Source organism: Nonomuraea sp. 3N208 (genome assembly GCF_052245935.1).
GTDB lineage: Bacteria > Actinomycetota > Actinomycetes > Streptosporangiales > Streptosporangiaceae > Nonomuraea.
The window spans coordinates 20,075-38,901 of the sequence record NZ_JBQQBR010000072.1; the positions used below are offsets into that span (position 1 = coordinate 20,075).

Below are 18,827 nucleotides of genomic sequence, written 5' to 3' on the forward strand. Positions count from 1 at the left end.
CTCCAGTGGTGGCAGAGGACGAAATAAAGGGAACATAAAGGATTAGGCGGGCAGTCCGGAAGACCTACTGCCCTCATTAGTAGGAGACTTACAGGTAAGCGAGTGGATTGTCCTCTTTGTCGGCAAATGCGAACTATGGGAGTGCCGTGATGCGCGCCATCTCTTGCGATGCCGCAGTTCTCACCGGCAGGGGGTTGACATGTCCGCTGGTGTCGCGCAGCGGAGGGTGGTCGGCCGGGCGGAAGAGCCGTATCGGGTCGGCGGCGGTGCGGAAAGCGGCCATCTCGTCGTCGGTGTAGGAGGGCTTCTTGGCCGCCTGTCTGCCCAAGCCTTGTCGGCACCGCTACTACGATGCCTCCTCGTAAATCTCCAAGCCGGGGCGAACTACTACTGAAGCTGCGCCCTCGGCGGCCAGGCGTTCCGAGGCGTCGAAGGTCTTGGCGTCGGTGTGGCGCAGGTCCTCGAGGTCCGGGTGGCCTTCTGGGTGCGCGGCGAGGCTCTTCGTGACGAAGCCCATGTCAATACATGATGTATCGTACCCGTCAAACTGTCTTTTATCATTCCCGGCTCCTATACTGGACGGGTGCCGAAACTCTGGAACGAGACGATCGAGGCGCACCGTCGTACCGTGCACGACGCGATCCTGGACACCACCGTCGAGCTTGTGGCCGAGCGTGGGCTGCTCGCGGTGACGATGTCGCAGATCGCCGAGAAGACCGGCATCGGCCGGGCCACGCTCTACAAATACTTCCCCGACGTTGAGGCGATCTTGCTGACTTGGCACAGTCGGCAGATCGCCGGGCATCTGGAGCATCTCGCTCAGGTCAGGGAGCAGGAAAGCGACGCCGGGCGGCGGATCGAGGTCATGCTCGAGACGTACGCTCACATACAGCGGCAGCGGGCGCGGCACGGCCGGCACGACGGTTTCGGTCCCGACCTCGTCGCTCTTATGCACCGCTCCGAGGATGTCGGCCACGCCCAGCGACAGTTGCACGAGATGCTCCGCGACGCGCTGGCCGACGCAGCCGGCGCCCGCCAGGTTAGAAGCGACGTCGCCGCTGACGAACTGGCCACGTTCTGTCTGAGTGCCATGCAGGCAGCCGCCACCCTGCCGTCAGAGGCGGCCGTCCAGCGCCTGGTCGCGGTCACCTTGGACGGCTTGCGCGCCGGCTGAGCCGGTTTCAGCGCGCCCGCACCAGGCCGGCTCCATTCCACCGTCAGATTGTCCCGCCTGCCCATTCTGGTGATGTTCCTGGTGAGGAGGGTCGTTCCAGGGGTTTCTCGCAGTTCGACGGGCAGCGCTCAGATCATGGTGAGCGTGGCGCGTCAGGCCAGCGCTCGAAGTCCCCGAGACCCGTCCTTACTACAACGAGACCAATGGCGGCCGCTCAGCCGAGGATGAGGGGGAGCTTCGCGGTGAAATCGCGCAGTGCGGCCTTCTCTGCGTCGGTCGGCGTGCGACGTCCGGTGCCGATCAGCAGCGCGTCCTTGTCGGAGAAGGAGGCGGGAAACGGGGTCCCGGCGATCTTCTCCAGCGACGCGCGTGCCGCCGCGAGGGTCTCGGTGGGTGGCTCGGGGGCCGACGGCAGATGCGCGATCAGGTCGAGGTGGTGCAAGGTCCATTCGAGCACGTACGCGGACAGGTAGTCGCCGACGGTCAGCACCTCGCCGCGGGTGCTGACGCGGGCGGCGTGATCGGCGAGTTCGGCGGCGCGGCCCGCGGCGGAACCGACGTCGTCGAGGTGGAACTTGAGCAGCCGCGGCTCGCCGTATGCGGCGGCCAGCCGAGGGATCAGCGCGTCGAGCGGGTCCTCGCCGGTCGGCGGCGTTTCGGCGACGTCCCAGTAGGTGACCGCGTCCACGGTCGGTTCGGTTTCGGCGGGCGTGACCAGGGTGATCAGGACGTCCTGGGCGTCGATGACCAGGTGGCACACCAGGTCCCGCACTAGCCAGCCGGTACAGCCGGACGGCCGCTCGAAGTCCTCGTCCGGGATGTCGGCGACCGCCGTGCGCAACGCCGTCCAAGAGCGTGAGAAGAGATCCACTGCGGCACGGTAATGCCGGATCGGAACGCGGACAAGCGTATTCGGATGGTCGGTTCGCGAAGTCGGTGCGCGATCTGTCGGCCGGTGTCCGGGCGGGCCGATTTGAGTATGGGGCTACTCAGTTGCGCGGGTCGTTGTCGGCTCATGCTGAACGGAGCAGCCACCGAGGGAGCGAACCCATGACCACCAACGAGACATACAGGGCGATCGCCGACGCGAAGCGGGCAAAGATACTCGCAGATACGGATTCGCCTTTCCTCATCGAGGTCGAGTTCTTAGGCGGGCTGTCGGAGACGCAGAAGGCGGCGTTCAAAGACGCCGCGGATCGCTGGGCGCGGGTCATCGTGGGCGACCTGCCTGATATGCGGATGCCGGGCCTCAAGCCGATCGACGACCTCCGGATCATGGCGTGGGGCATGCGCATCGACGGTCCCCGGGGGACACTCGGCGCTGCCAAACCGCTGGTGATGCGTCCGTCCTCAGCGCAGCCGAGTGCGCTGCTCCCGGCGCTGAGCTTCATGTACTTCGATGTCGACGACCTGGAGAGGATGGAGACGAACGGCTCGCTCCATCACGTCATCACCCACGAAATGGGTCACGCGCTCGGTTTCGGCGCCACCGTCTGGCGGCTGAAGAACCTCATCCAGGGTTTCGGTACCGACAATCCCGTTTTCACCGGGGGCACGGCCGTCGAGGAGTATCGGCGGATGCGCGGCTCGGAGGTGGCCGAGCCCGTGCCGCTGGCCAACGTGGGGCAGCCCGGGAGCAGGAACTCGCACTGGCGGGAGAGCGTCTTCGACATCGAGCTGATGACACCGCATGTGGACGCCGATCCGCCGCTCAGTCGGCTGACCATCGCTGCCCTGCAGGATCTCGGCTATCAGGTCGACTTCGAGGCCGCCGAGGCGTTCGTCCTGCCCGAAACGCCACCGAGCCCGGTCAAAAAGGTCTTCACCTGCGCGGTGGAACACTAGATCGGGCCCAGCCGGTCCCGCTGTGCCTGTCAGACAGTGGGTGACACTGACCCCGGACGGGCGCGCCGGTTTGGCCGATCGCGGGAGCGATCAAGGGGATGCCACGGTTGAGGAACAGCGCATGGGACTCGCGCCGCTCCTTCTCTTCGAGACCGCTGCCTAGCGTTGTCGCCGCCGGACTCGAAGGCCGGGAAGGAGAGCGGTCATGCCGGGGAGGAAGTCGGTAGCCCTCGGATGTGTGCTTGTCGCGCTGACGGGGTGCGGATCGGCGGGCACGGCCGGCAAGGCGGGCGGCACGGCGAAGGCGGAGCCGGTGGTGCTGACTATGGCCAGCATTCGAGACGCCGCGCCCGCTCACGATCATCGCGAGCAGCAACACCCTCACCCCGGCCCAGCGCGACCTGCTGCGCAGGGCCGCCACGGCGGCGGTGCCGAAGGGCATCGAGTTCATCAGGTCCTTCGAACAGGAGGCCATCAATGGCTTGTGCCACCGCGAGGCGATTGAACTGGTGACCGCCGGACCCGAGTGGGTACAGGAGCTACGCGCCGCGTTCGCCCCGGTCTATGCCTGGTTGGGGGAGGACCGTCAGACCCGGGACCTTCTCGCCCGCGTTCGCGCGCTCCGCGACAGGACGCCGGCGGAGCCGGTCCCCGCCTGCCGATCGTGACAATCATGACAGGCGTTGCGTTCAGTGCCTTCCCGCACGGGCCAGCGCATCCTCAGCCTGAGCAGCGAGAGCGCCGACAAGATCGGCTGCGGATGGCAGGTCGTTGATGAGATCGACGGCCTCGCCGGCCCAGACCGGCAGTGGGGGTAGGTCGCCTCGTGCTACGCCATCGTGATACGCCTGCCTGGCCTGCGGGTCGGCGGCCAATTCGGCTTCCCGACCGCGCCATTGGTCAAGGAACGGGTGCCCCAGGGTGCGGGCGGGGTATTTGGACGGCCAGCGGGAGCCTCGGGCGATATCCAGCACGTTGCTGCGCTCGGTGTGATCCCCATCTCCCTCGATGATCGCCTGGATGATCGAGGGATCGGCAAGGGCCTCGGTCGTGGCCTGGAAGCGAGTGCCGATGAGCGCCCCTGCGGCGCCGAGGGCGAGGGCGGCGGCCACGCCGCGCCCATCGGCGATCCCTCCGGCCGCCAGCACTGGCACCGGCGCCGCCAGGTCCACCACGACAGGTACGAACGGAAGGGTGGACCGCCCGCGCCGGGCGCCATGCCCGCCGGCCTCGGTGCCCTGCGCCACAATGACGTCCGCGCCCACATCGACCGCCTGTCTGGCCTCTTCCAGATCGGTGACCTGGACGATCAGCGCCGCCCCGGCCTGACGGATGCGGTCAGCGAACGGGCGAGGGTCACCGAAGGACAACATCACCGCGGTGGGGTTGTGCTCCAGTGCCAGCTCGACCGCGCCGGCATCGATCGCCCAGGTCTGAAACCCCACACCCCACGGCTTCACCATGTCTTCCGCCACGATCGGCAGCTCACGGGTCAGCCAACTCCGATCCCCGTTGCCGCCGCCCAGCAACCCAAGCCCGCCGCCGCGTGAGACCGCCGCCGCCAGTGCGCCACCGGCCGACCCGCCCATCGGCGCCAGCGCAATCGGGTGCCGCACACCGAACAACTTCGTAAACGCCGTCGACAACCCCATATCCCCATCACCACCCTTTCCGACCTACACGAACGGAAGATAGATCAACAGATCGCCGCCAAGGCCGATGACTCAGCTCGGCGTAGAGCGGGTCCCCGCTGTATTCGCCGTCGGGCTGGCCCACGAGCGCAGGACACACCCCGCGAGTATTTCCTCATCCGACTAGCTTTGGACTATGACGGCCACGACTTGCGCAGCTTCCGGGTACGGGTGCAGCCAACTGTTGATCGCATCGAGCCGCGGCTAGCCTATGTTGAGCTGACGGCGCCGAAGGATTCCATTGCGGCCAGAACCGCCACGGTGACTCGCTTAACGAGCTTGTCGCGGCCTCGCTCGGCAAGCGGGCCGAATACGCCGGGCGCGCCTTCGGGGATCGTGATGGTCACATGACAAAACGGTTTCGCATGGCGCCGATCGCGGAAGAAGTAGGCGTCCCCGGCGTGCAGCAGCCAGGTCGCGCCAGTGTCCACGGCCACGCCGGAGTGCCCGCGACTGTGTCCGGCCAGCGGGATCAGCAGGATCTCCGGAGGCAGGCCGTTGAGCTGGCGCACCGCCGCGAAGCCGGGTCTGTTGCTGGTCAGAGCCGGCTGGGTCCGCGATAGGGCAGCGTCTGGCTGTAGACAACACTGGTGGTCGTGCTGCCGAAGCCGGCCAACTCGTCCATGAGTGTCTCCAGATGCCCCATGGAGGCCGCGGCCACCTTCAGGGTGTAGCAGTCGTCGCCCGTGGTGCGCAGACACTCGAGGATCTCCCGTCGCTCGGCGAGCAGCCGGCGCAACGGCTGATGGTGATTGCCCGGGTACTTCAGCCGGACGATGGCGAGCACCGGGTAGCCGACCTTGGCCAGGTCGACCACCGCGTGGTAGCCGGTGATGACGCCCAGCGTCTCCAGGTTTCGCACCCGCTCTGTGGTGGCCGAGGAGCTGAGGCTCACGCGCCGGCCCAACTCGCTGAGCGAGATACGTGCTTCCTGCTGCAGCTGGGCGATGATCGCCCAGTCGACCTCATCGAGATTCACGGTCATGGCGCGAATTTACCGGGAGAATCACGGGAGATCGCCGTTATGTCCGGGAGGAGTCCGTTCCGTATTCCTTGATCGCCGGGATAGCCTCGAATCATGCAACTGGGCGTCAACGTGCCGAACTTCGGACCAGGAACCGATCCCGGCGTGTTGCGTGAGTGGGCACGGATCGTGGAGGGGCTTGGCTTCGACCTCCTGATGGTGTCGGACCACGTGGCCGTCACCCCGGACGTGGCCGAGCGGTACCCGGAGCCGTTCTACGAACCGTTCACCACGCTGTCCTGGCTGGCCGGCGTCACTACCGGACTGCGGCTGGGCACGACCGTGCTCGTGCTGCCCTACCGGCACCCGCTGCTGGTCGCGCGCATGGCGGCCAACCTCGACCGGCTCAGCGGCGGGCGGCTCGTGCTCGGGGTGGGCGTCGGCTGGGCACGTCAGGAGTTCGACGCGCTCGGCGTGTCGTTCGCCGCGCGCGGCAGGCTGACCGACGAATACCTGGCCGCCCTGCGGAAGGCCTGGCGTGAGGAAACAGACGGCCCCACCGCCTCGGTACCCATCTGGGTCGGCGGCAACAGCGAGGTCGCCATACGGCGCGCCGTCAGGTTCGGCGACGCCTGGCACCCGCTGCGGGGCACCCTGCCCTGGCTGCGCTCGGCCGTGGCGAGGCACTCGCTGCCGGGTCTCACGCCCCGCATCGCGCTGCGGCTGACCACGACACCGGTCGACGACCCCGAGCGGCCCGCCGGCGTCGGCACCATTGAGCAGATCCTCGACGATCTCGACCAGTTGCATCGGCTGGGCGCCGACACCGTCGTGCTCGACCCCTACCACGGAGATCCGGAGGATACCCGTCGGCCCCACGAGGCCTGGCAGGCGCTCGCCGCCGTGGCCACACACTGGAGGACACCATCGTGATGACCCCTGCCGACGAGGCCCTCCTGCGGCGCGCGATCGCCCTCGCGGCCCACGCCGTCACCCTGGGCGACGCGCCGTACGGCTCCCTGCTGGCCGGCCCCGACGGCGCGATTCTCGCCGAAGCGCATAACACGGTGCGTCGCGACAACGACATCAGCGCCCACCCGGAACTGAAGCTCGCCCGCTGGGCGGCCCGCGAACTCGATCAGGACACGGCCGCACGCACCACCATGTACACCAGCTGTCAGCCCTGCGAGATGTGCGCCGGCGGCATCGTCCGCTCCGGTCTTGGCCGCGTCGTCTACGCGCTCTCCACCGAGCAGCTCATCCAACTCAACCCGGCATCTGGCGCCTGGCCGACGGTCCCGCAGGTCGGCCCGGCCCTGTTCGCCGAGGCCCGCGTCCCCATCGACGACTACTACCGGCCATAACCCCGTCAGCGCGCACACCAAGCACGCGATCAGACCGCCGGCAGATCGAGAGTACCCCTGCAGGATTCGACCGCGATCAGCTTGAGATGGAACTCCGCCAGGTCGGGTCTTGGCCAGCTCACCTCGGCGATCCACTCGGCGACTCGCTGTTGGCCGTTGGGGTGAGCGCGTACACCTTGCGATCCGACCGGTCGGCGCCATCGGCAGGCCTCTCGACCGCCAACAGACCGGCCTTTTCCAGCCGGGTCAGCGTGACGTAGACCTGCCCAGCGTTCATCGCGTCACCGAGAGGGCCGAGCGCGTCGCGCAGCCGCGCGCGCAGCTGGTAGCCGTGCGGCCGATTTGTTGCCCAATGGGGAAGGAGAACGGGCGCGCAGGCCGGCTGTGGGTGATTTTGGCCGAGCGGACGGCCGGAATTGGCAAATCTCACGCCGGTAGCGCACAGTCTTGCGCGACGCTTGCTCAACACGCAGGTGTGCTGTCAGCGCGTGTCTCAGCAGGCCCTCTCCCAGGCCGTTAACCAGCGGTTTTATGGGTAGCGGCCGAGGGACTTGGTCCGCATCGCCGTCCCTTCCCGCCGACTGCTCGGCGCGGAGACGGGCGGCCGCCACGGCACCGGATTCCTTGGTGACGTGGCACAGCGCAGTGCTGACACAGGCATGCCTCCGGGGCGCGCCGACGTGCGAGAGCGCCGACCGTATGCCGAATCGAGAGAGGTGCAAATGTCCTCCGAACTTCCGGACTCAGGTGTTCCGCCCGAGGCGGAGCCGGCATCGAGGTTGTCTCGGCGTACGTTCATCGCCGTAGCGACGGCGACGGCGGCGGTTGGCGGCGGTGCGGTCGTGGCGAGCAATCTGATGCCGGGACCGTCTCCGCTCGAAACCAGGCCGGCAGAGGCGCCACCCAGCGGTCGTGTCTCCCTGGTGGTCAACGGTGAGAGGCACACTGCGACGATCGACAACCGGACCTCGCTGCTGGATCTGCTGCGCGAGCAACTCGGGCTGACGGGCACCAAGAAGGGCTGCGACGCAGGCGCCTGCGGAGCGTGCACCGTGCTGATCGACGGCCGCCGGGTCAACGCCTGCCTGACGCTGGCGGTGCGACTGGAGGGAGCCGCGGTCACCACCATCGAAGGGCTCGCCCCTGGCCAGGACGACGAACTGCACCCGTTGCAGCAGGCCTTCATCGAGCAGGACGCCTTCCAGTGCGGCTACTGCACCTCCGGCCAGATCATGTCCGGCATGGGCTGCATCCGGGAGGGCCACACCGGCTCCCGCGAGGAGATCCGGGAGTGGATGAGCGGCAACATCTGCCGCTGCGGCTGCTACGTGCAGGTCGTCAGAGCGGTCGAGCAGGCCGTCGGCAGGAAGTGAGGTCCGGCTCCGATGCACCCCTTCTCCTACATCAAAGTGTCCGACATCGCCGGCGCGCTCGCGGCCGGGCAACGCGGCGGGCGTTACATCGCCGGCGGCACCATGCTGGTCGACCTGATGCGCGAGAGCGTCGAGCGCCCGTCCACGCTGGTCGACATCAGCGCCCTTCCCTTGCGCGACGTCACCGCCACCGCGCGCGGGGGCCTGCGCATCGGCGCATTGGTACGGATGGCCGAGGCCGCCGCCCACCCGAAGGTGCGCGCCACCTACCCCGTCATCTCGCAGGCGCTGGAGCTGAGCGCCTCTCCTCAACTGCGCAACATGGCCACCATCGGCGGCAACATCATGCAGCGCACCCGGTGTGCGTACTTCCGCGACGTGACGACGGCCTGCAACAAGCGCGACCCCGGCTCGGGGTGTGCGGCGCTGGGCGGGTTCAACCGCACCCACGCGATCCTCGGTGCTTCCGATCACTGCGTTGCCACACACCCCTCGGACATCGCCGTGGCGTTCGCGGCGCTGGAAGCGAGCGTCCACCTGGTGGGACCGGACGGGCGGCGCGGCGTCGCCTTCGCGGACTTCCTGCTGCCGCCCGGCAGCACACCGCAGCGGGAACAGGCCGTGCGGCCAGGTGAGTTGATTGCCGCTGTCGAGATTCCCGCTCTTCCGCGCCCGCTCAGGTCCGGATATCTGAAGGTGAGCGACCGGCAGTCGTATGAGTTCGCGCTGACCTCGGCGGCGGTTGCGCTGCACGTGCGCGGCGGTGTGATCCGTGCGGCGAAGGTCGCCGCCGGAGGCGTCGGCACCGTGCCGTGGAAGCTGCCCGCAGTCGAGCGCCGCCTCATCGGCGAACGGCCGTCGGAGGCGCTGTGGGCCGAGGCGGCTCAGCAGGCGGCCGACGGGGCTCGTCCGCTCACCCATAACAAGTTCAAGATCGAACTGCTGAAGCGCACCGTCGAACGCCAGCTGCGCATCGTGGGAGGCACAGCATGAGCCGGCAAGCCGTCGGGGCGCCGCTGTCCCGGGTGGACGGGCGCCTGAAAGTGACCGGACAAGCAAGGTACGCCGCCGACCATCCCACCAACGGGGTCGTTCACGCCACCATCGTCGGCAGCACCGTCGCACGGGCACGGATCACCGGCATCGATACCCGCGCGACCCTGGCCGTGTCCGGCGTCCTGAAGGTGATCAGCCACCGCAACGCGCCCAAGTTGGCCTACAGACCCAACCCGAGCTCGAACAACCCGGAAGGCGGCGAGCGGCTGCATGTCTTCCAGGACGACAAGGTCCTCTTCCACGGGCAGCCGGTCGCGGTCGTGGTGGCCACGACGCCGGAGGCGGCTCAGCACGGCGCGAGCCTGGTCGAGGTCCGCTACGACGCCGAGAAACCGTCGACGGACCTGACCGGCACTCCCGCGAACGCCCCCGTGACCTACGCGCGCGGCGACGCCGACCAGGCCATGCAGTCCGCCGCGGTACGGCTGGAGATGACGTACCGCACCGCCCGCAACCACCACAACGCGATGGAGCCGCACGCCACCATCGCCCGCTGGGATGGCAACCGGCTCACGGTCTGGGACAAGACCCAGTGGGTCGTCGGCACGCAGAAGGAACTCGCCGCCGTGTTCGGCATCGAGCAGCACGCGGTGCGGGTCATGTCGCCTTTCGTGGGCGGGGCGTTCGGCAGCGGCCTGCGGGCCTGGCCGCACGTCACCATCGCGGCCCTCGCCGCGCGCGAGATGGGCCGTCCCGTCAAGCTCGTCCTCACCCGCAAGCAGCTGTACTCCGGGACGGGATACCGGCCCGCGTACGAATACCACCTTCGCCTGGGCAGCGACCGGCGCGGCCGGCTGACCGCCATGGTCCACGACATCAAGGCCGAGACCTCGTCGTACGAGAACTTCGAGGAGGGTGTCCTGGCGGCGGGGCAGATGCTCTACAGCATGCCTCACGTCCGCCAGGCGTACCGGACCGTGCGGCTGGATGTGAACACCCCCTTGTACATGCGCGGCCCTGGTCACGCCACGGCAGCCTTCGCCATCGAGTCAGCGCTGGACGAACTCGCCCACGAATTGGACATCGACCCGATCGAGCTGCGCCGCCGCAACGAACCGGCCGAGGACGAGTCGAACGGGACGCTGTTTTCCACCCGGCGGCTGCCCGAGTGCTACGCCGTCGGCGCCCGCGAGTTCGGATGGGACCGGCGCGCCCCCAAACCGCGCTCCACCCGCGACGGCGACTGGCTGATCGGCATGGGCATGGCCGCCGGCGTCCACACCACCCGGCGGAACCCGGCCCAGGCGCGGGTCCTGCTCGACGCACGTGGCAATGCTCTGGTCGAGGCGGCGACCAGCGACATGGGCCCCGGCACGTGCACCTCCATGACCCAGGTCGCCGCCGACGCCCTCGGGCTGACCGTGCGGGCCGTGGATTTCCGGCTCGGCGACTCCACCATGCCGCCGACACCGGCGCACGGCGGCTCGCAGACCATGGCGAGCGTAGGGTCCGCCGTCCAGGACGGCTGCGACAAGCTGCGGCGCCAGGCGATCGAGCTGGCCGTCGCCGACGAGCGATCGCCGCTGCACGGCGTCGACGGCGGCGACGTCGCGGTCAGCGACGGCTGGCTGCACGTCAAGGACGACCCCGCGCGCAGGGAGACCTACCAGCAGCTCCTGGCCCGCAACAACCGCACCCACCTCGAAACGCTCGGCTCCTTCACCCCGGGGGAGCCCCGGCTTTCCATGTACGCCTACGGCGCGACGTTCGCCGAGGTCGCCGTGGACCACCGCCTCGGCCTGGTCCGGGTCCGGCGGATGCTCGGCGTCTACGACGTGGGACGGATCATCAGTCCCAAGCTCGCCGACAGCCAAGCGCTCGGCGGCATGGTGGGCGGCATCGGCACGGCCCTGCTGGAGCACACGGTCACCGACCACCGCGACGGCAGGATCGTCAACGCCAACCTCGCCGACTACCTCGTCCCGGTCAACGCCGACGTCCCGGACCTGCGGGCGATCTATCTGGACGGCGAGGACCGCGAGGCCAACCCCATCGGCGTCAAGGGCCTCGGCGAAGTGGTTCACATCGGCGTGGCACCCGCCATCGCCAACGCCGTCTTCCACGCCACCGGCCGCCGCATCCGCGGGCTGCCCATTACCGCTGAAGCCCTGCTTTGAACGCCGGGATACTTATGTCGAGGTCGTTCATGGTGAGCGCGGCGATGCGGGTCTGCCCTGGCCTGGCCCCTGGTGGGGTCCGCTCGATGAGCCAAACGAAGTCCCTAGGCGGTGTCCGGGCCGTAGAGCGCGGCGATGTCCTTGGCGGTGGCCCACCGGCTGTAGGTGGGCGACTGCGGCCAGCCGTCGGGCGAATCTTGCCACTCCTCCTGCCGCCCGTACGGCAGCAGGTCGATCAGCGCGAAGGTGTGGCTGAGCTGCTCGGTGCCCCGGCCGTTGGTCTGCCAGGTGCGATACACGGTGTCGCCATCGCGCAGGAACACGTTGACGGCGAAGCCTTCGCCGGGTGGTGCGTCGACGTCGGTGCCGAACGGGCTGTTCGCGGTGGAATACCAGGCCATCTTGTTCCCGACCCGCCGCTTGTAGGCGAGTGCCTCGTCGATCGGGCCCTGGGTGACGATGACGAACCGGGCATCGTGGTTGTCCAGGAACTCCAGCCGGGTGAACTGCGAGGTGAACCCCGTGCAACCCGGGCACTGCCACTCCTTGCCCGGGAACCACATGTGGTTGTAGACGATCAGCTGCCTCCTGCCTTCGAAGACGTCCGCCAGCCGAACCGGTCCGTCCTCGCCCTCGAGGATGTAGTCCGGCATCCGCACCATTGGCATGCGGCGGCGCTGGGCGGCGATGGCGTCGAGTTCCCGGGTCGCGGCCTTTTCCCGGGCACGTAGTGCTTGGAGTTGACGCTGCCACGTGTCGGCGTCGACGACGGGCGGTAGTGCGTTTGTGCTCATGGTCCCTCACTGATCATGTGCGCAGCTTGCGGTTTGCAGGAGTAGACCTGGCTCGGTCGTCGAATTCATCGGTGGCCGGCGAATCCGATTGGGAAAGCCACGGAACAAGAGCGCACACAGCCGCCCCCGAAACGCGTTCGCCGTGCACCGAGCGCATGTCAGCAGCCAGGCCGGAGCATGATCCAAACGAAACGCCCTAGGCGGAGACCTCGCCGAACAGGGTGTGCTCGGCCCCATCGTGCTCGTGCGGGATAACTTGTAACCTCCACCCGGGGGCCGAAGTAGCTGGCGGCCGGGCATCGGATCCTTAGTTTCGGGTCTGGTAGGCCTCTCGGCTGGCCTCGATGTGCGGGACATGCTCGATGGCCCAGCCGGCGAGGGCCAGTGCGGGTGGAATGAGGCTCTTGCCGGTGGGGGTCAGTGCGTATTCGACCCGTGGCGGGACCTCGGCGTGCACCGTCCGGGAGACCAGGCCGTCGCGTTCGAGGTTCCGGAGTGTCAGGGTCAGCATGCGCTGGGAGATCCCGGGGATCTGCTGGTGCAGGTCGGTGAAGCGCAGGCGTCCCTGGTCGAGGGTCGCCACGATCAGCAACGTCCACTTGTTGCAGATGCGGTCGAGGATGGCGCGGATCGTCCGTCCTCCATCGCCTCGGATCATGCAGGTGTGCTCGTACTCCGACATGACAGCCCTCTGTGTGTAACGCACATGCATGTGCCTTTTGTAAGGCCTTCAATAGTGACGCATCATGAGGCTACTTACCACTGGTAACCATCGTGGCTAGCGCCACGTCCTTAGCCTCCGAGGTGTCCTTCATGGAGATTTCCTACTGGATCGTCGCGGCACTTCTGGCCGTCTTCTACCTCTATGCCGGAGGCAAGAAGATCGCACAGAGCCAGGAGCAGCTTCAGCCGATGATGGGCTGGGTCGACACCGTTCCCATGCCGCTCGTCCGCCTGATCGGAGTCCTGGAAGTCCTCGGCGCGGTCGGCCTGATCCTGCCGCCGCTGACCGGGATCGCGTCCTGGCTGGCCATCGCCGCGGCGATCGGCCTCGTCCTGATTCAGGTCGGTGGCATCGCGGTCCACCTGAGCCGCAGCGAGGTCCGGCAGATCGGACTCAACATCGCCCTCCTGGCAGCCGCTGCGGCAACCGCCTGGCTCGGCACCATCTGGCTCTGAACCGTCTGCCCAAGGTCCGGGCCCGCGCGTCAACGTCGGCTGTCCTCGCCTCGCTCCGGGATGCTCCATGTCGACCTGCGACTCGACGACAGCGGCCGGCAACGATCGGGAAGGGCCTGGAGGGCCCAGGCCAGACGGGACTGGGGCCAAACCTCGCGCGAAGCTCGGCGGCCAGGGCGCCCAGCGCGATCGCGTACGCCCGTTTGGTCGCAGCGATCTCCTCACCACATAGGGCGTAGACGCGAAAACGCGTTGCCGTAGATTCCCGCAAAACGTATGGTTTTGCACTCGTGATCTCAGTGGTGGAGCGAGTTCTGCCTGCCCGGCTAGGGACAGGATTCCGGTGGTTGCTGGCCTCGAGCTGGCTGACAAATCTCGGTGACGGGGTCGCGGCCGCCGCGGGCCCACTGCTGATTGCGACGTTGACCCGCGACCCGCTGATGATTTCGCTGTCGGCCTTGGTGGGCTGGGCGCCGCCGCTGCTGTTCAGCCTGTATGCGGGCGTGCTGTCGGATCGGTACAACCGGCGCAGGATCGTGCTCATCGCGAACGCGGTGCGGGCCGTGGTTCTGGCGGCGCTCGTCGCGCTCATGGTGACCGGCACCGTGACCGTGGCGACGGCGCTGGTGGCGCTCGCGCTCCGGTCCATCGCCGAGGTGTTCGCCGACAACGCGACGGCCACGCTGACGCCCATGATGGTCAGCAAGGACGATCTCGTCATCGCCAACGCCCGCCTGGGCACGGGATTCATCACGCTCAATCAGCTCGCCGGGCCGCCGATCGGCGCAGCACTGTTCGGCCTGGGCTTGACCTGGCCGTTCGCGGGCCAGCTGCTCCTGGTGGTGGCGGGGATCGTCCTGGTCACCCGGATCACGTTGCCGCCGCACGGCCGACAGGCCGCCGATCCCATGCCTAACACCGTACGGGAACTCATCGCCGGGTTCAGCTGGACCATCCAGCACGCGGCGGTCCGCACGCTGGCGCTCACAATCCTGATCTTCAACTTCACGTTCGGCGCGGCCTGGTCGGTTCTCGTCCTCTACGCTCAGGAGCAGCTCGGCCTCGGCGCCATGGGCTTCGGCCTGATGACCACCATCGGCGGGATCGGCGGCTTGATCGGCACCGGCCTGTACGGGGCCATCACCCGCAGGATGAGCCTCGGTGCCCTGATGCGGATCGGACTCATCATCGAAACGTTCACCCACCTGGGCCTGGCCCTGACCCATTCGCCGTGGGTCGCCGGGGGCATCTTCCTGGCCTTCGGCGCGCACGCGTTCATATGGGGCACGACCTCGGTCACCGTCCGCCAGCGCGCGGTCCCGCGCGAACTCCAGGGTCGGGTGGGCAGCGTCAACACCATCTGCGTCTACGCCGGTCTGGTGGTCGGCTCGTTGATCGGCGGTGTCCTGGCCGCCCGCTTCGGTGTCGCGGCGCCCTTCTGGTTCGCCTTCGCCGGCTCCGCGGTATTCGTGGTGCTGCTGTGGCGGCAGCTCATGCTCATCGCCCACGACGACTGACCCATCTTGACGTCGCGGCCTTACATGGGTTTTGATCTTGCTTTCTCGTACTGGTGCGCGAATGAATGGAATGATCATGTCTTTGCGATTAGCGCGGCGACTGCTCGCCTGCGCCGCAACCACCACGATCGCGGCCGCCCTGCTCGTCGCCCAGGCCCCCGCCGCGACGGCCGCCGACTCTTTGATCGACCTCGGTGTCGACATCGACTACATGTACGGCTCCGATGTCGTAGCCGGCAACGACAGGGTCTATGCCTCGGTCGACGACCGGATCGTCGCCGCGGACTCCCGTGGCGTCCTCACTGGGGCCATCACTGGCCTTGCAGGCGCCGGCGGCCTGGCCGTGACGCCCGACGGCACCCGCCTGTACGCGGCGCTGAGGCTCTCGAACGAAGTCGCCGAGATCGATACCGCCTCCTTCTCCATCACGCGGCGGTTCGATCTGGCGGCGTACCCGTGCCCGCGGCGCGTGGCCTGGTCCGGCGGTCGCCTGTACGTCGGCTACGGTTGCTCATCGGGGAATGGCGGTCTCCTCGGACTCGACACGACGGCGGCACAGCCGGAGCCCACTCCGATTATCCCGCGGCTTAACAGTTTCCCCGTGCCCGCCGCTGCAGGGTCGACGCTCGTCGTCAGTGCCGATAACGAGACCCTCGTCTACGACACCTCCGGCGCCGACGTCACCCTTCGCGGGGTGCTCGGCCAGCCCTCGTCCATCGAATCCAGCCAGCCGGACATCACCCTCACGTCGGACGGCTCGACCGCGCTGACCTTGCACGGCTCTCCCAACACATACAACGCCTGGGACACAACCAGTCTGACCCTCGTCCGGGGCTACGGCACGGAAGGCTCGGCACGAGCCATGGCAATCAGCCCGGACGGCACGTCGGTCCTGGGCGCCCAATACTTCAACGGTGTCAGCAGCATCAACGTGTTCGACGCCGCGACGGGCGAGAACACCTTCACCTACGCGGACTCCGACGTGGAGGTGTTCGTGGGCGCCCTGACCAACCTCGGCAGGGTCGCCTTCGCCTTGGTGAAGGACGCCTCCGACCGTGTCCACCTGTGGCGGGTGCCAGATGTCGACCTCCCGGCGTCCACGCTCACGCTGACCGCCCCGTACGCGGTGGACGCGGTCGCCCCGCTCACGCTGACGGGCCGCCTCGCCCTGGCGGAAGGGCCGGCTCCCGGCGGGCAGCGGGTGACGGTGGCCCGCCGGGTGGAATCGATAGACGGGAACGGACCCCGCGAGCCCGTCGCCGAGGTGACGACAGCCGCCGACGGCTCCTTCACCCTCACCGATGCCCTGCCCGCCGCCGGCAGGTTCAGGTACGAGGCGGTCTGGGACGGCGACGCGGAGCACCGGTGGACCAAGGCGTACACGTACGTCACCGCGGCCAAGGTGAGGTCCTCGGTCAGCCTGGACGTTCCCGCCTCCGCGACCCTCTACGAACCGCTCACCCTGACGGGCCGGCTCACCCTGGCGAACGGCGCGGCCCCCGGCGAGCAGCGGCTCACGGTGACCCGCCACGCTCCGGACGGCACCCGTCTGACCCTCTCCGCGGTGACGGCCGCGGACGGCGCGTACACCCTCACCGACACCCCGCCGGTCGCCGGACGGTACACCTACTACGTGTCCTGGTCGGGCAACGCCGCATACGAGCTGAGCTACACGTCGCGAAGCGTGCCGGTGGCCAAGGCCCCCGTGGTGCTCACCCTCACCGGCCCGGAGCAGTCGGTCGCCGACCGCAGCGTCGAGCTCAGCGGCACGCTGTCGGGCGCGGGCCTGGATCCGGCAGGCACCACGCTCCTGGTGCAACGCACCGTCTCCAACCGCGACGGCACCGTCACGACCCGGCTGCCGAACATACGGCTGACGTCCGCCGACGGTTCGTTCACCGTCGCCGACACTCCCCAGGTGGGCGGCGACTACACGTACAGCGTCCGCCGCCTGGGCGACGACACGCACCTGCCCGCCGAGGCCGTCCACACGCTCACGGTGAGCGGCCCCCTCGACTGAGCGGCGAGCCGAGGGTGTGCTTCCCCCGCGCACCCTCGGCCACAGCCGCGACCACGGCGAGTCCGGCAAGCCCATAACGGCGCCCACCCCCACTACCCCTACGGCGGGTCCAGCGGGCCGGAGGCACGCATTGCGGCGCCCGGCCCGAGGGGGTTGCCAAAAGGACTTTCAGCCCTGACCGGCGGGAAACTCCCCACCGGCGGCCGGCCGAACAGGACGGCCGGCGCCCTTCACCGTCAGAGAAGAACACCGCAGCGGCGCCGGGCCGAACGGGACACGGGCGCCGCACACCGTCAAAGAGGAAAGTCGGTCACGCGGCTGGTGGCCATTTTGCGCATACGGGCCAGGGCGTCGCGTTCGCCACGGCGGGCGCGGTCACGGCCGATGTCGTAGCGTTCATCGACCTCCGTCAGCGTGTGCTCCCGCCCGTCGACCAGCCCGTAGCGCCATACAGGTATTTCCACCTGGAGTGATTGCGATCCGGCTCCTGGGCAGCCGGCAGAGGAGTTGGTAGGCGGCTGGAGGCCATCCTGGAGATCGGGGCCGCCCGCGAGACTCATCTTCGACCCGTTCTTCAGCGGCACCGGCCTGCAACTGTGGGGATACGCCGGGCCACCGGGCGTCGGTGATCCGCAGGCGGGGGACATCGTATTCGCCGCCGAGGCCACGACCCTCCAGGCCCGGTCACGGACGACCACCCTGCTCCAAGAACCGGCCCGCACCCCGCCACGAGGTCGGACTCCTCCTGGTCACCGGCGAACTCTACAAACGCCCAGCTCACCACCACAAAGGCACCAAACCCCGCCGCACCACCTGGCCAGCTACGCCCAGTCACAGCCCGGCATATCCACGAAGCCCAACACGAAGATCAGAGGTGGGCCTACGAGGCCGGCTTCCAGTCCTGGACGAGGAGCCCGAGCAGCACCTCGTCCAGGAACTCCCCCATCACCCAGGCCGAGGAGCGCAGCACGCCCTCGCGGACGAAACCGTTGCGCTCGGCGGAGCGCAGCATCGCGGCGTTGTCCGACAGCGTCTCGATCTGCAGCCGCTGCAGACCGCGCACGACGAAACCGTAGTGGCACAGCACCGCGACCACGTCGGTGCCGTAGCCCTTGCCACGGGCCGACGGCAGCAGCCCCAGCCCAATGTGCGCGGACCGGTTGTGGTTGTCGATGCCCCACAGCGTCGCGGTGCCGACCAGCGTGCCGCCGTCCAGCTCCACGACCGAGAACGGGACATTCCCTTGCTCCTTGTCGTCCACCACGAGCCGCGGATCCTTCGAGCCGGGTGTGATCGGCCGCCACGGCCGGCCTTCGGCCCGCGAGGAGTTGACCACGTCGTCGTAGAGCTCGGCCAGCAGGATCGGAATGTCGTCCTCGTACCGGGCCCTGAGCCCGACCTTGCTACCTCTTAGCATGCAAGCTTCCTATCCGACCGGGCTGTCGGCGGCAACCAAGCCCATCCTGACCGGTGCTCGCTACCGAGTTCGCAGACAGACACGCCCTGCCTCATTCGCCACAATCCGCTATGCGGTGATACATCACCCGAGCCTGCGGATGCGGCATCGCGAAGATCGGGGGTTAAACGACCAGCTTACAGCTTGTCGTTTAAGTGCGCCACGAGCGCAGAAGGCGAGGTTGTTGTGTAGGTGACCTTGCTGGATGCGGTGCTGTGCAGGAGATGAAGGTCTGGCCCTTCGGCGTCGCCCTGCGGGGGGAGACGTCAAACCGCCT

The 18,827-nt window shown here is 68.2% G+C and carries 21 protein-coding genes; 10 read left to right on the forward strand and 11 right to left on the reverse strand.

The window, feature by feature from the left end; genetic code table 11:
• Positions 1 to 133: 133 nt before the first annotated feature.
• A complete protein-coding gene (locus ACTWPT_RS56155; RefSeq protein ID WP_443185758.1) occupies positions 134 to 328 on the reverse strand; it encodes a hypothetical protein in 195 nt (64 codons plus the stop codon).
• 18 nt (positions 329 to 346) lie between these two features.
• Entirely contained in the window at positions 347 to 517 is a 171-nt protein-coding gene (locus tag ACTWPT_RS56160; protein ID WP_443185759.1) for a hypothetical protein, read from the reverse strand.
• Between the two features lie 66 nt (positions 518 to 583).
• Between ACTWPT_RS56160 and ACTWPT_RS56165 the strand changes: the two genes are divergently transcribed.
• Entirely contained in the window at positions 584 to 1,174 is a 591-nt protein-coding gene (locus ACTWPT_RS56165) for a TetR/AcrR family transcriptional regulator (protein ID WP_443185760.1), read from the forward strand.
• Between the two features lie 214 nt (positions 1,175 to 1,388).
• On the opposite strand, the gene ACTWPT_RS56170 is transcribed toward ACTWPT_RS56165, so the two are convergent.
• Positions 1,389 to 2,045, reverse strand: coding sequence for a maleylpyruvate isomerase N-terminal domain-containing protein (locus ACTWPT_RS56170; protein ID WP_443185761.1), 657 nt, complete (start codon positions 2,043 to 2,045; stop codon positions 1,389 to 1,391).
• 179 nt (positions 2,046 to 2,224) lie between these two features.
• Here ACTWPT_RS56170 and ACTWPT_RS56175 point away from each other — a divergent pair, with 179 nt between their 5' ends.
• A complete protein-coding gene (locus ACTWPT_RS56175) occupies positions 2,225 to 3,019 on the forward strand; it encodes a leishmanolysin-related zinc metalloendopeptidase (protein WP_443185762.1) in 795 nt (264 codons plus the stop codon).
• A gap of 689 nt (positions 3,020 to 3,708) precedes the next feature.
• Here ACTWPT_RS56175 and ACTWPT_RS56180 read toward each other — a convergent pair.
• The 3 genes from ACTWPT_RS56180 to ACTWPT_RS56190 form a co-directional block, all read right to left on the reverse strand.
• Positions 3,709 to 4,671, reverse strand: coding sequence for an NAD(P)H-dependent flavin oxidoreductase (locus ACTWPT_RS56180; RefSeq protein ID WP_443185763.1), 963 nt, complete (start codon positions 4,669 to 4,671; stop codon positions 3,709 to 3,711).
• Between the two features lie 248 nt (positions 4,672 to 4,919).
• The gene (locus ACTWPT_RS56185; protein WP_443185764.1) at positions 4,920 to 5,222 is read right to left on the reverse strand and encodes a hypothetical protein; all 303 of its coding nucleotides are present in this window, start codon (positions 5,220 to 5,222) and stop codon (positions 4,920 to 4,922) included.
• A 26-nt stretch (positions 5,223 to 5,248) separates the two neighbouring features.
• Positions 5,249 to 5,695 carry an Lrp/AsnC family transcriptional regulator gene (locus tag ACTWPT_RS56190; RefSeq protein ID WP_443185765.1) on the reverse strand — a complete coding sequence of 149 codons (447 nt, stop codon included), beginning with the start codon at positions 5,693 to 5,695 and terminating at the stop codon, positions 5,249 to 5,251.
• Between the two features lie 93 nt (positions 5,696 to 5,788).
• On the opposite strand from ACTWPT_RS56190, the gene ACTWPT_RS56195 reads away from it, so the two are divergent.
• Complete coding sequence (locus tag ACTWPT_RS56195) at positions 5,789 to 6,607, forward strand: LLM class flavin-dependent oxidoreductase (RefSeq protein WP_443185766.1); 819 nt, start codon at positions 5,789 to 5,791, stop codon at positions 6,605 to 6,607.
• On the forward strand, positions 6,607 to 7,038 hold the full coding sequence (locus tag ACTWPT_RS56200; RefSeq protein ID WP_443185780.1) for a nucleoside deaminase: 432 nt from the start codon (positions 6,607 to 6,609) through the stop codon (positions 7,036 to 7,038). Before ACTWPT_RS56195 ends, ACTWPT_RS56200 begins: the two co-directional genes overlap by 1 nt.
• A gap of 118 nt (positions 7,039 to 7,156) precedes the next feature.
• Here the strand turns inward: ACTWPT_RS56200 and ACTWPT_RS56205 are convergent, their stop codons facing one another.
• Positions 7,157 to 7,507, reverse strand: coding sequence for a PadR family transcriptional regulator (locus ACTWPT_RS56205; protein WP_443185767.1), 351 nt, complete (start codon positions 7,505 to 7,507; stop codon positions 7,157 to 7,159).
• A gap of 454 nt (positions 7,508 to 7,961) precedes the next feature.
• Between ACTWPT_RS56205 and ACTWPT_RS56210 the strand changes: the two genes are divergently transcribed.
• The 3 genes from ACTWPT_RS56210 to ACTWPT_RS56220 are packed head-to-tail and all read left to right on the forward strand — an operon-like array spanning position 7,962 to position 11,584.
• Complete coding sequence (locus tag ACTWPT_RS56210) at positions 7,962 to 8,411, forward strand: (2Fe-2S)-binding protein (RefSeq protein ID WP_443185768.1); 450 nt, start codon at positions 7,962 to 7,964, stop codon at positions 8,409 to 8,411.
• A 12-nt stretch (positions 8,412 to 8,423) separates the two neighbouring features.
• Positions 8,424 to 9,404 carry an FAD binding domain-containing protein gene (locus ACTWPT_RS56215; RefSeq protein ID WP_443185769.1) on the forward strand — a complete coding sequence of 327 codons (981 nt, stop codon included), beginning with the start codon at positions 8,424 to 8,426 and terminating at the stop codon, positions 9,402 to 9,404.
• Positions 9,401 to 11,584, forward strand: coding sequence for a xanthine dehydrogenase family protein molybdopterin-binding subunit (locus ACTWPT_RS56220; RefSeq protein ID WP_443185770.1), 2,184 nt, complete (start codon positions 9,401 to 9,403; stop codon positions 11,582 to 11,584). The genes ACTWPT_RS56215 and ACTWPT_RS56220 overlap by 4 nt, the downstream gene beginning before the upstream one ends.
• Before the next feature lie 104 nt (positions 11,585 to 11,688).
• Here ACTWPT_RS56220 and ACTWPT_RS56225 read toward each other — a convergent pair whose 3' ends face one another.
• Positions 11,689 to 12,378 carry a DUF899 domain-containing protein gene (locus ACTWPT_RS56225; protein WP_443185771.1) on the reverse strand — a complete coding sequence of 230 codons (690 nt, stop codon included), beginning with the start codon at positions 12,376 to 12,378 and terminating at the stop codon, positions 11,689 to 11,691.
• 307 nt (positions 12,379 to 12,685) lie between these two features.
• Complete coding sequence (locus ACTWPT_RS56230) at positions 12,686 to 13,090, reverse strand: winged helix-turn-helix transcriptional regulator (protein WP_443185772.1); 405 nt, start codon at positions 13,088 to 13,090, stop codon at positions 12,686 to 12,688.
• 101 nt (positions 13,091 to 13,191) lie between these two features.
• Here ACTWPT_RS56230 and ACTWPT_RS56235 point away from each other — a divergent pair, with 101 nt between their 5' ends.
• The 3 genes from ACTWPT_RS56235 (at position 13,192) to ACTWPT_RS56245 (ending at position 17,094) form a co-directional block, all read left to right on the forward strand.
• The gene (locus tag ACTWPT_RS56235; protein ID WP_443185773.1) at positions 13,192 to 13,557 is read left to right on the forward strand and encodes a DoxX family protein; all 366 of its coding nucleotides are present in this window, start codon (positions 13,192 to 13,194) and stop codon (positions 13,555 to 13,557) included.
• Between the two features lie 302 nt (positions 13,558 to 13,859).
• Positions 13,860 to 15,074, forward strand: coding sequence for an MFS transporter (locus ACTWPT_RS56240; protein WP_443185774.1), 1,215 nt, complete (start codon positions 13,860 to 13,862; stop codon positions 15,072 to 15,074).
• Positions 15,075 to 15,150: 76 nt separating this feature from the next.
• On the forward strand, positions 15,151 to 17,094 hold the full coding sequence (locus tag ACTWPT_RS56245; RefSeq protein WP_443185775.1) for a hypothetical protein: 1,944 nt from the start codon (positions 15,151 to 15,153) through the stop codon (positions 17,092 to 17,094).
• Between the two features lie 293 nt (positions 17,095 to 17,387).
• Here the strand turns inward: ACTWPT_RS56245 and ACTWPT_RS56250 are convergent, their stop codons facing one another.
• The gene (locus ACTWPT_RS56250) at positions 17,388 to 17,558 is read right to left on the reverse strand and encodes a sigma factor-like helix-turn-helix DNA-binding protein (RefSeq protein ID WP_443185776.1); all 171 of its coding nucleotides are present in this window, start codon (positions 17,556 to 17,558) and stop codon (positions 17,388 to 17,390) included.
• A 416-nt stretch (positions 17,559 to 17,974) separates the two neighbouring features.
• Complete coding sequence (locus ACTWPT_RS56255) at positions 17,975 to 18,511, reverse strand: GNAT family N-acetyltransferase (RefSeq protein WP_443185777.1); 537 nt, start codon at positions 18,509 to 18,511, stop codon at positions 17,975 to 17,977.
• Between the last annotated feature and the right edge of the window lie 316 nt (positions 18,512 to 18,827).

Bases quoted from the DNA above. Each gene is read 5' to 3' on its own strand.
- ACTWPT_RS56245 (WP_443185775.1), top strand. From the start codon at position 15,151: ATGTCTTTGCGATTAGCGCGGCGACTGCTCGCCTGCGCCGCAACCACC.
- ACTWPT_RS56225 (WP_443185771.1), bottom strand. From the start codon at position 12,378: ATGAGCACAAACGCACTACCGCCCGTCGTCGACGCCGACACGTGGCAG.
- ACTWPT_RS56195 (WP_443185766.1), top strand. From the start codon at position 5,789: ATGCAACTGGGCGTCAACGTGCCGAACTTCGGACCAGGAACCGATCCC.
- ACTWPT_RS56190 (WP_443185765.1), bottom strand. From the start codon at position 5,695: ATGACCGTGAATCTCGATGAGGTCGACTGGGCGATCATCGCCCAGCTG.
- ACTWPT_RS56160 (WP_443185759.1), bottom strand. From the start codon at position 517: ATGGGCTTCGTCACGAAGAGCCTCGCCGCGCACCCAGAAGGCCACCCG.
- ACTWPT_RS56255 (WP_443185777.1), bottom strand. From the start codon at position 18,511: ATGCTAAGAGGTAGCAAGGTCGGGCTCAGGGCCCGGTACGAGGACGAC.
- ACTWPT_RS56200 (WP_443185780.1), top strand. From the start codon at position 6,607: ATGACCCCTGCCGACGAGGCCCTCCTGCGGCGCGCGATCGCCCTCGCG.
- ACTWPT_RS56230 (WP_443185772.1), bottom strand. From the start codon at position 13,090: ATGCATGTGCGTTACACACAGAGGGCTGTCATGTCGGAGTACGAGCAC.
- ACTWPT_RS56175 (WP_443185762.1), top strand. From the start codon at position 2,225: ATGACCACCAACGAGACATACAGGGCGATCGCCGACGCGAAGCGGGCA.
- ACTWPT_RS56215 (WP_443185769.1), top strand. From the start codon at position 8,424: ATGCACCCCTTCTCCTACATCAAAGTGTCCGACATCGCCGGCGCGCTC.
- ACTWPT_RS56235 (WP_443185773.1), top strand. From the start codon at position 13,192: ATGGAGATTTCCTACTGGATCGTCGCGGCACTTCTGGCCGTCTTCTAC.
- ACTWPT_RS56180 (WP_443185763.1), bottom strand. From the start codon at position 4,671: ATGGGGTTGTCGACGGCGTTTACGAAGTTGTTCGGTGTGCGGCACCCG.
- ACTWPT_RS56220 (WP_443185770.1), top strand. From the start codon at position 9,401: ATGAGCCGGCAAGCCGTCGGGGCGCCGCTGTCCCGGGTGGACGGGCGC.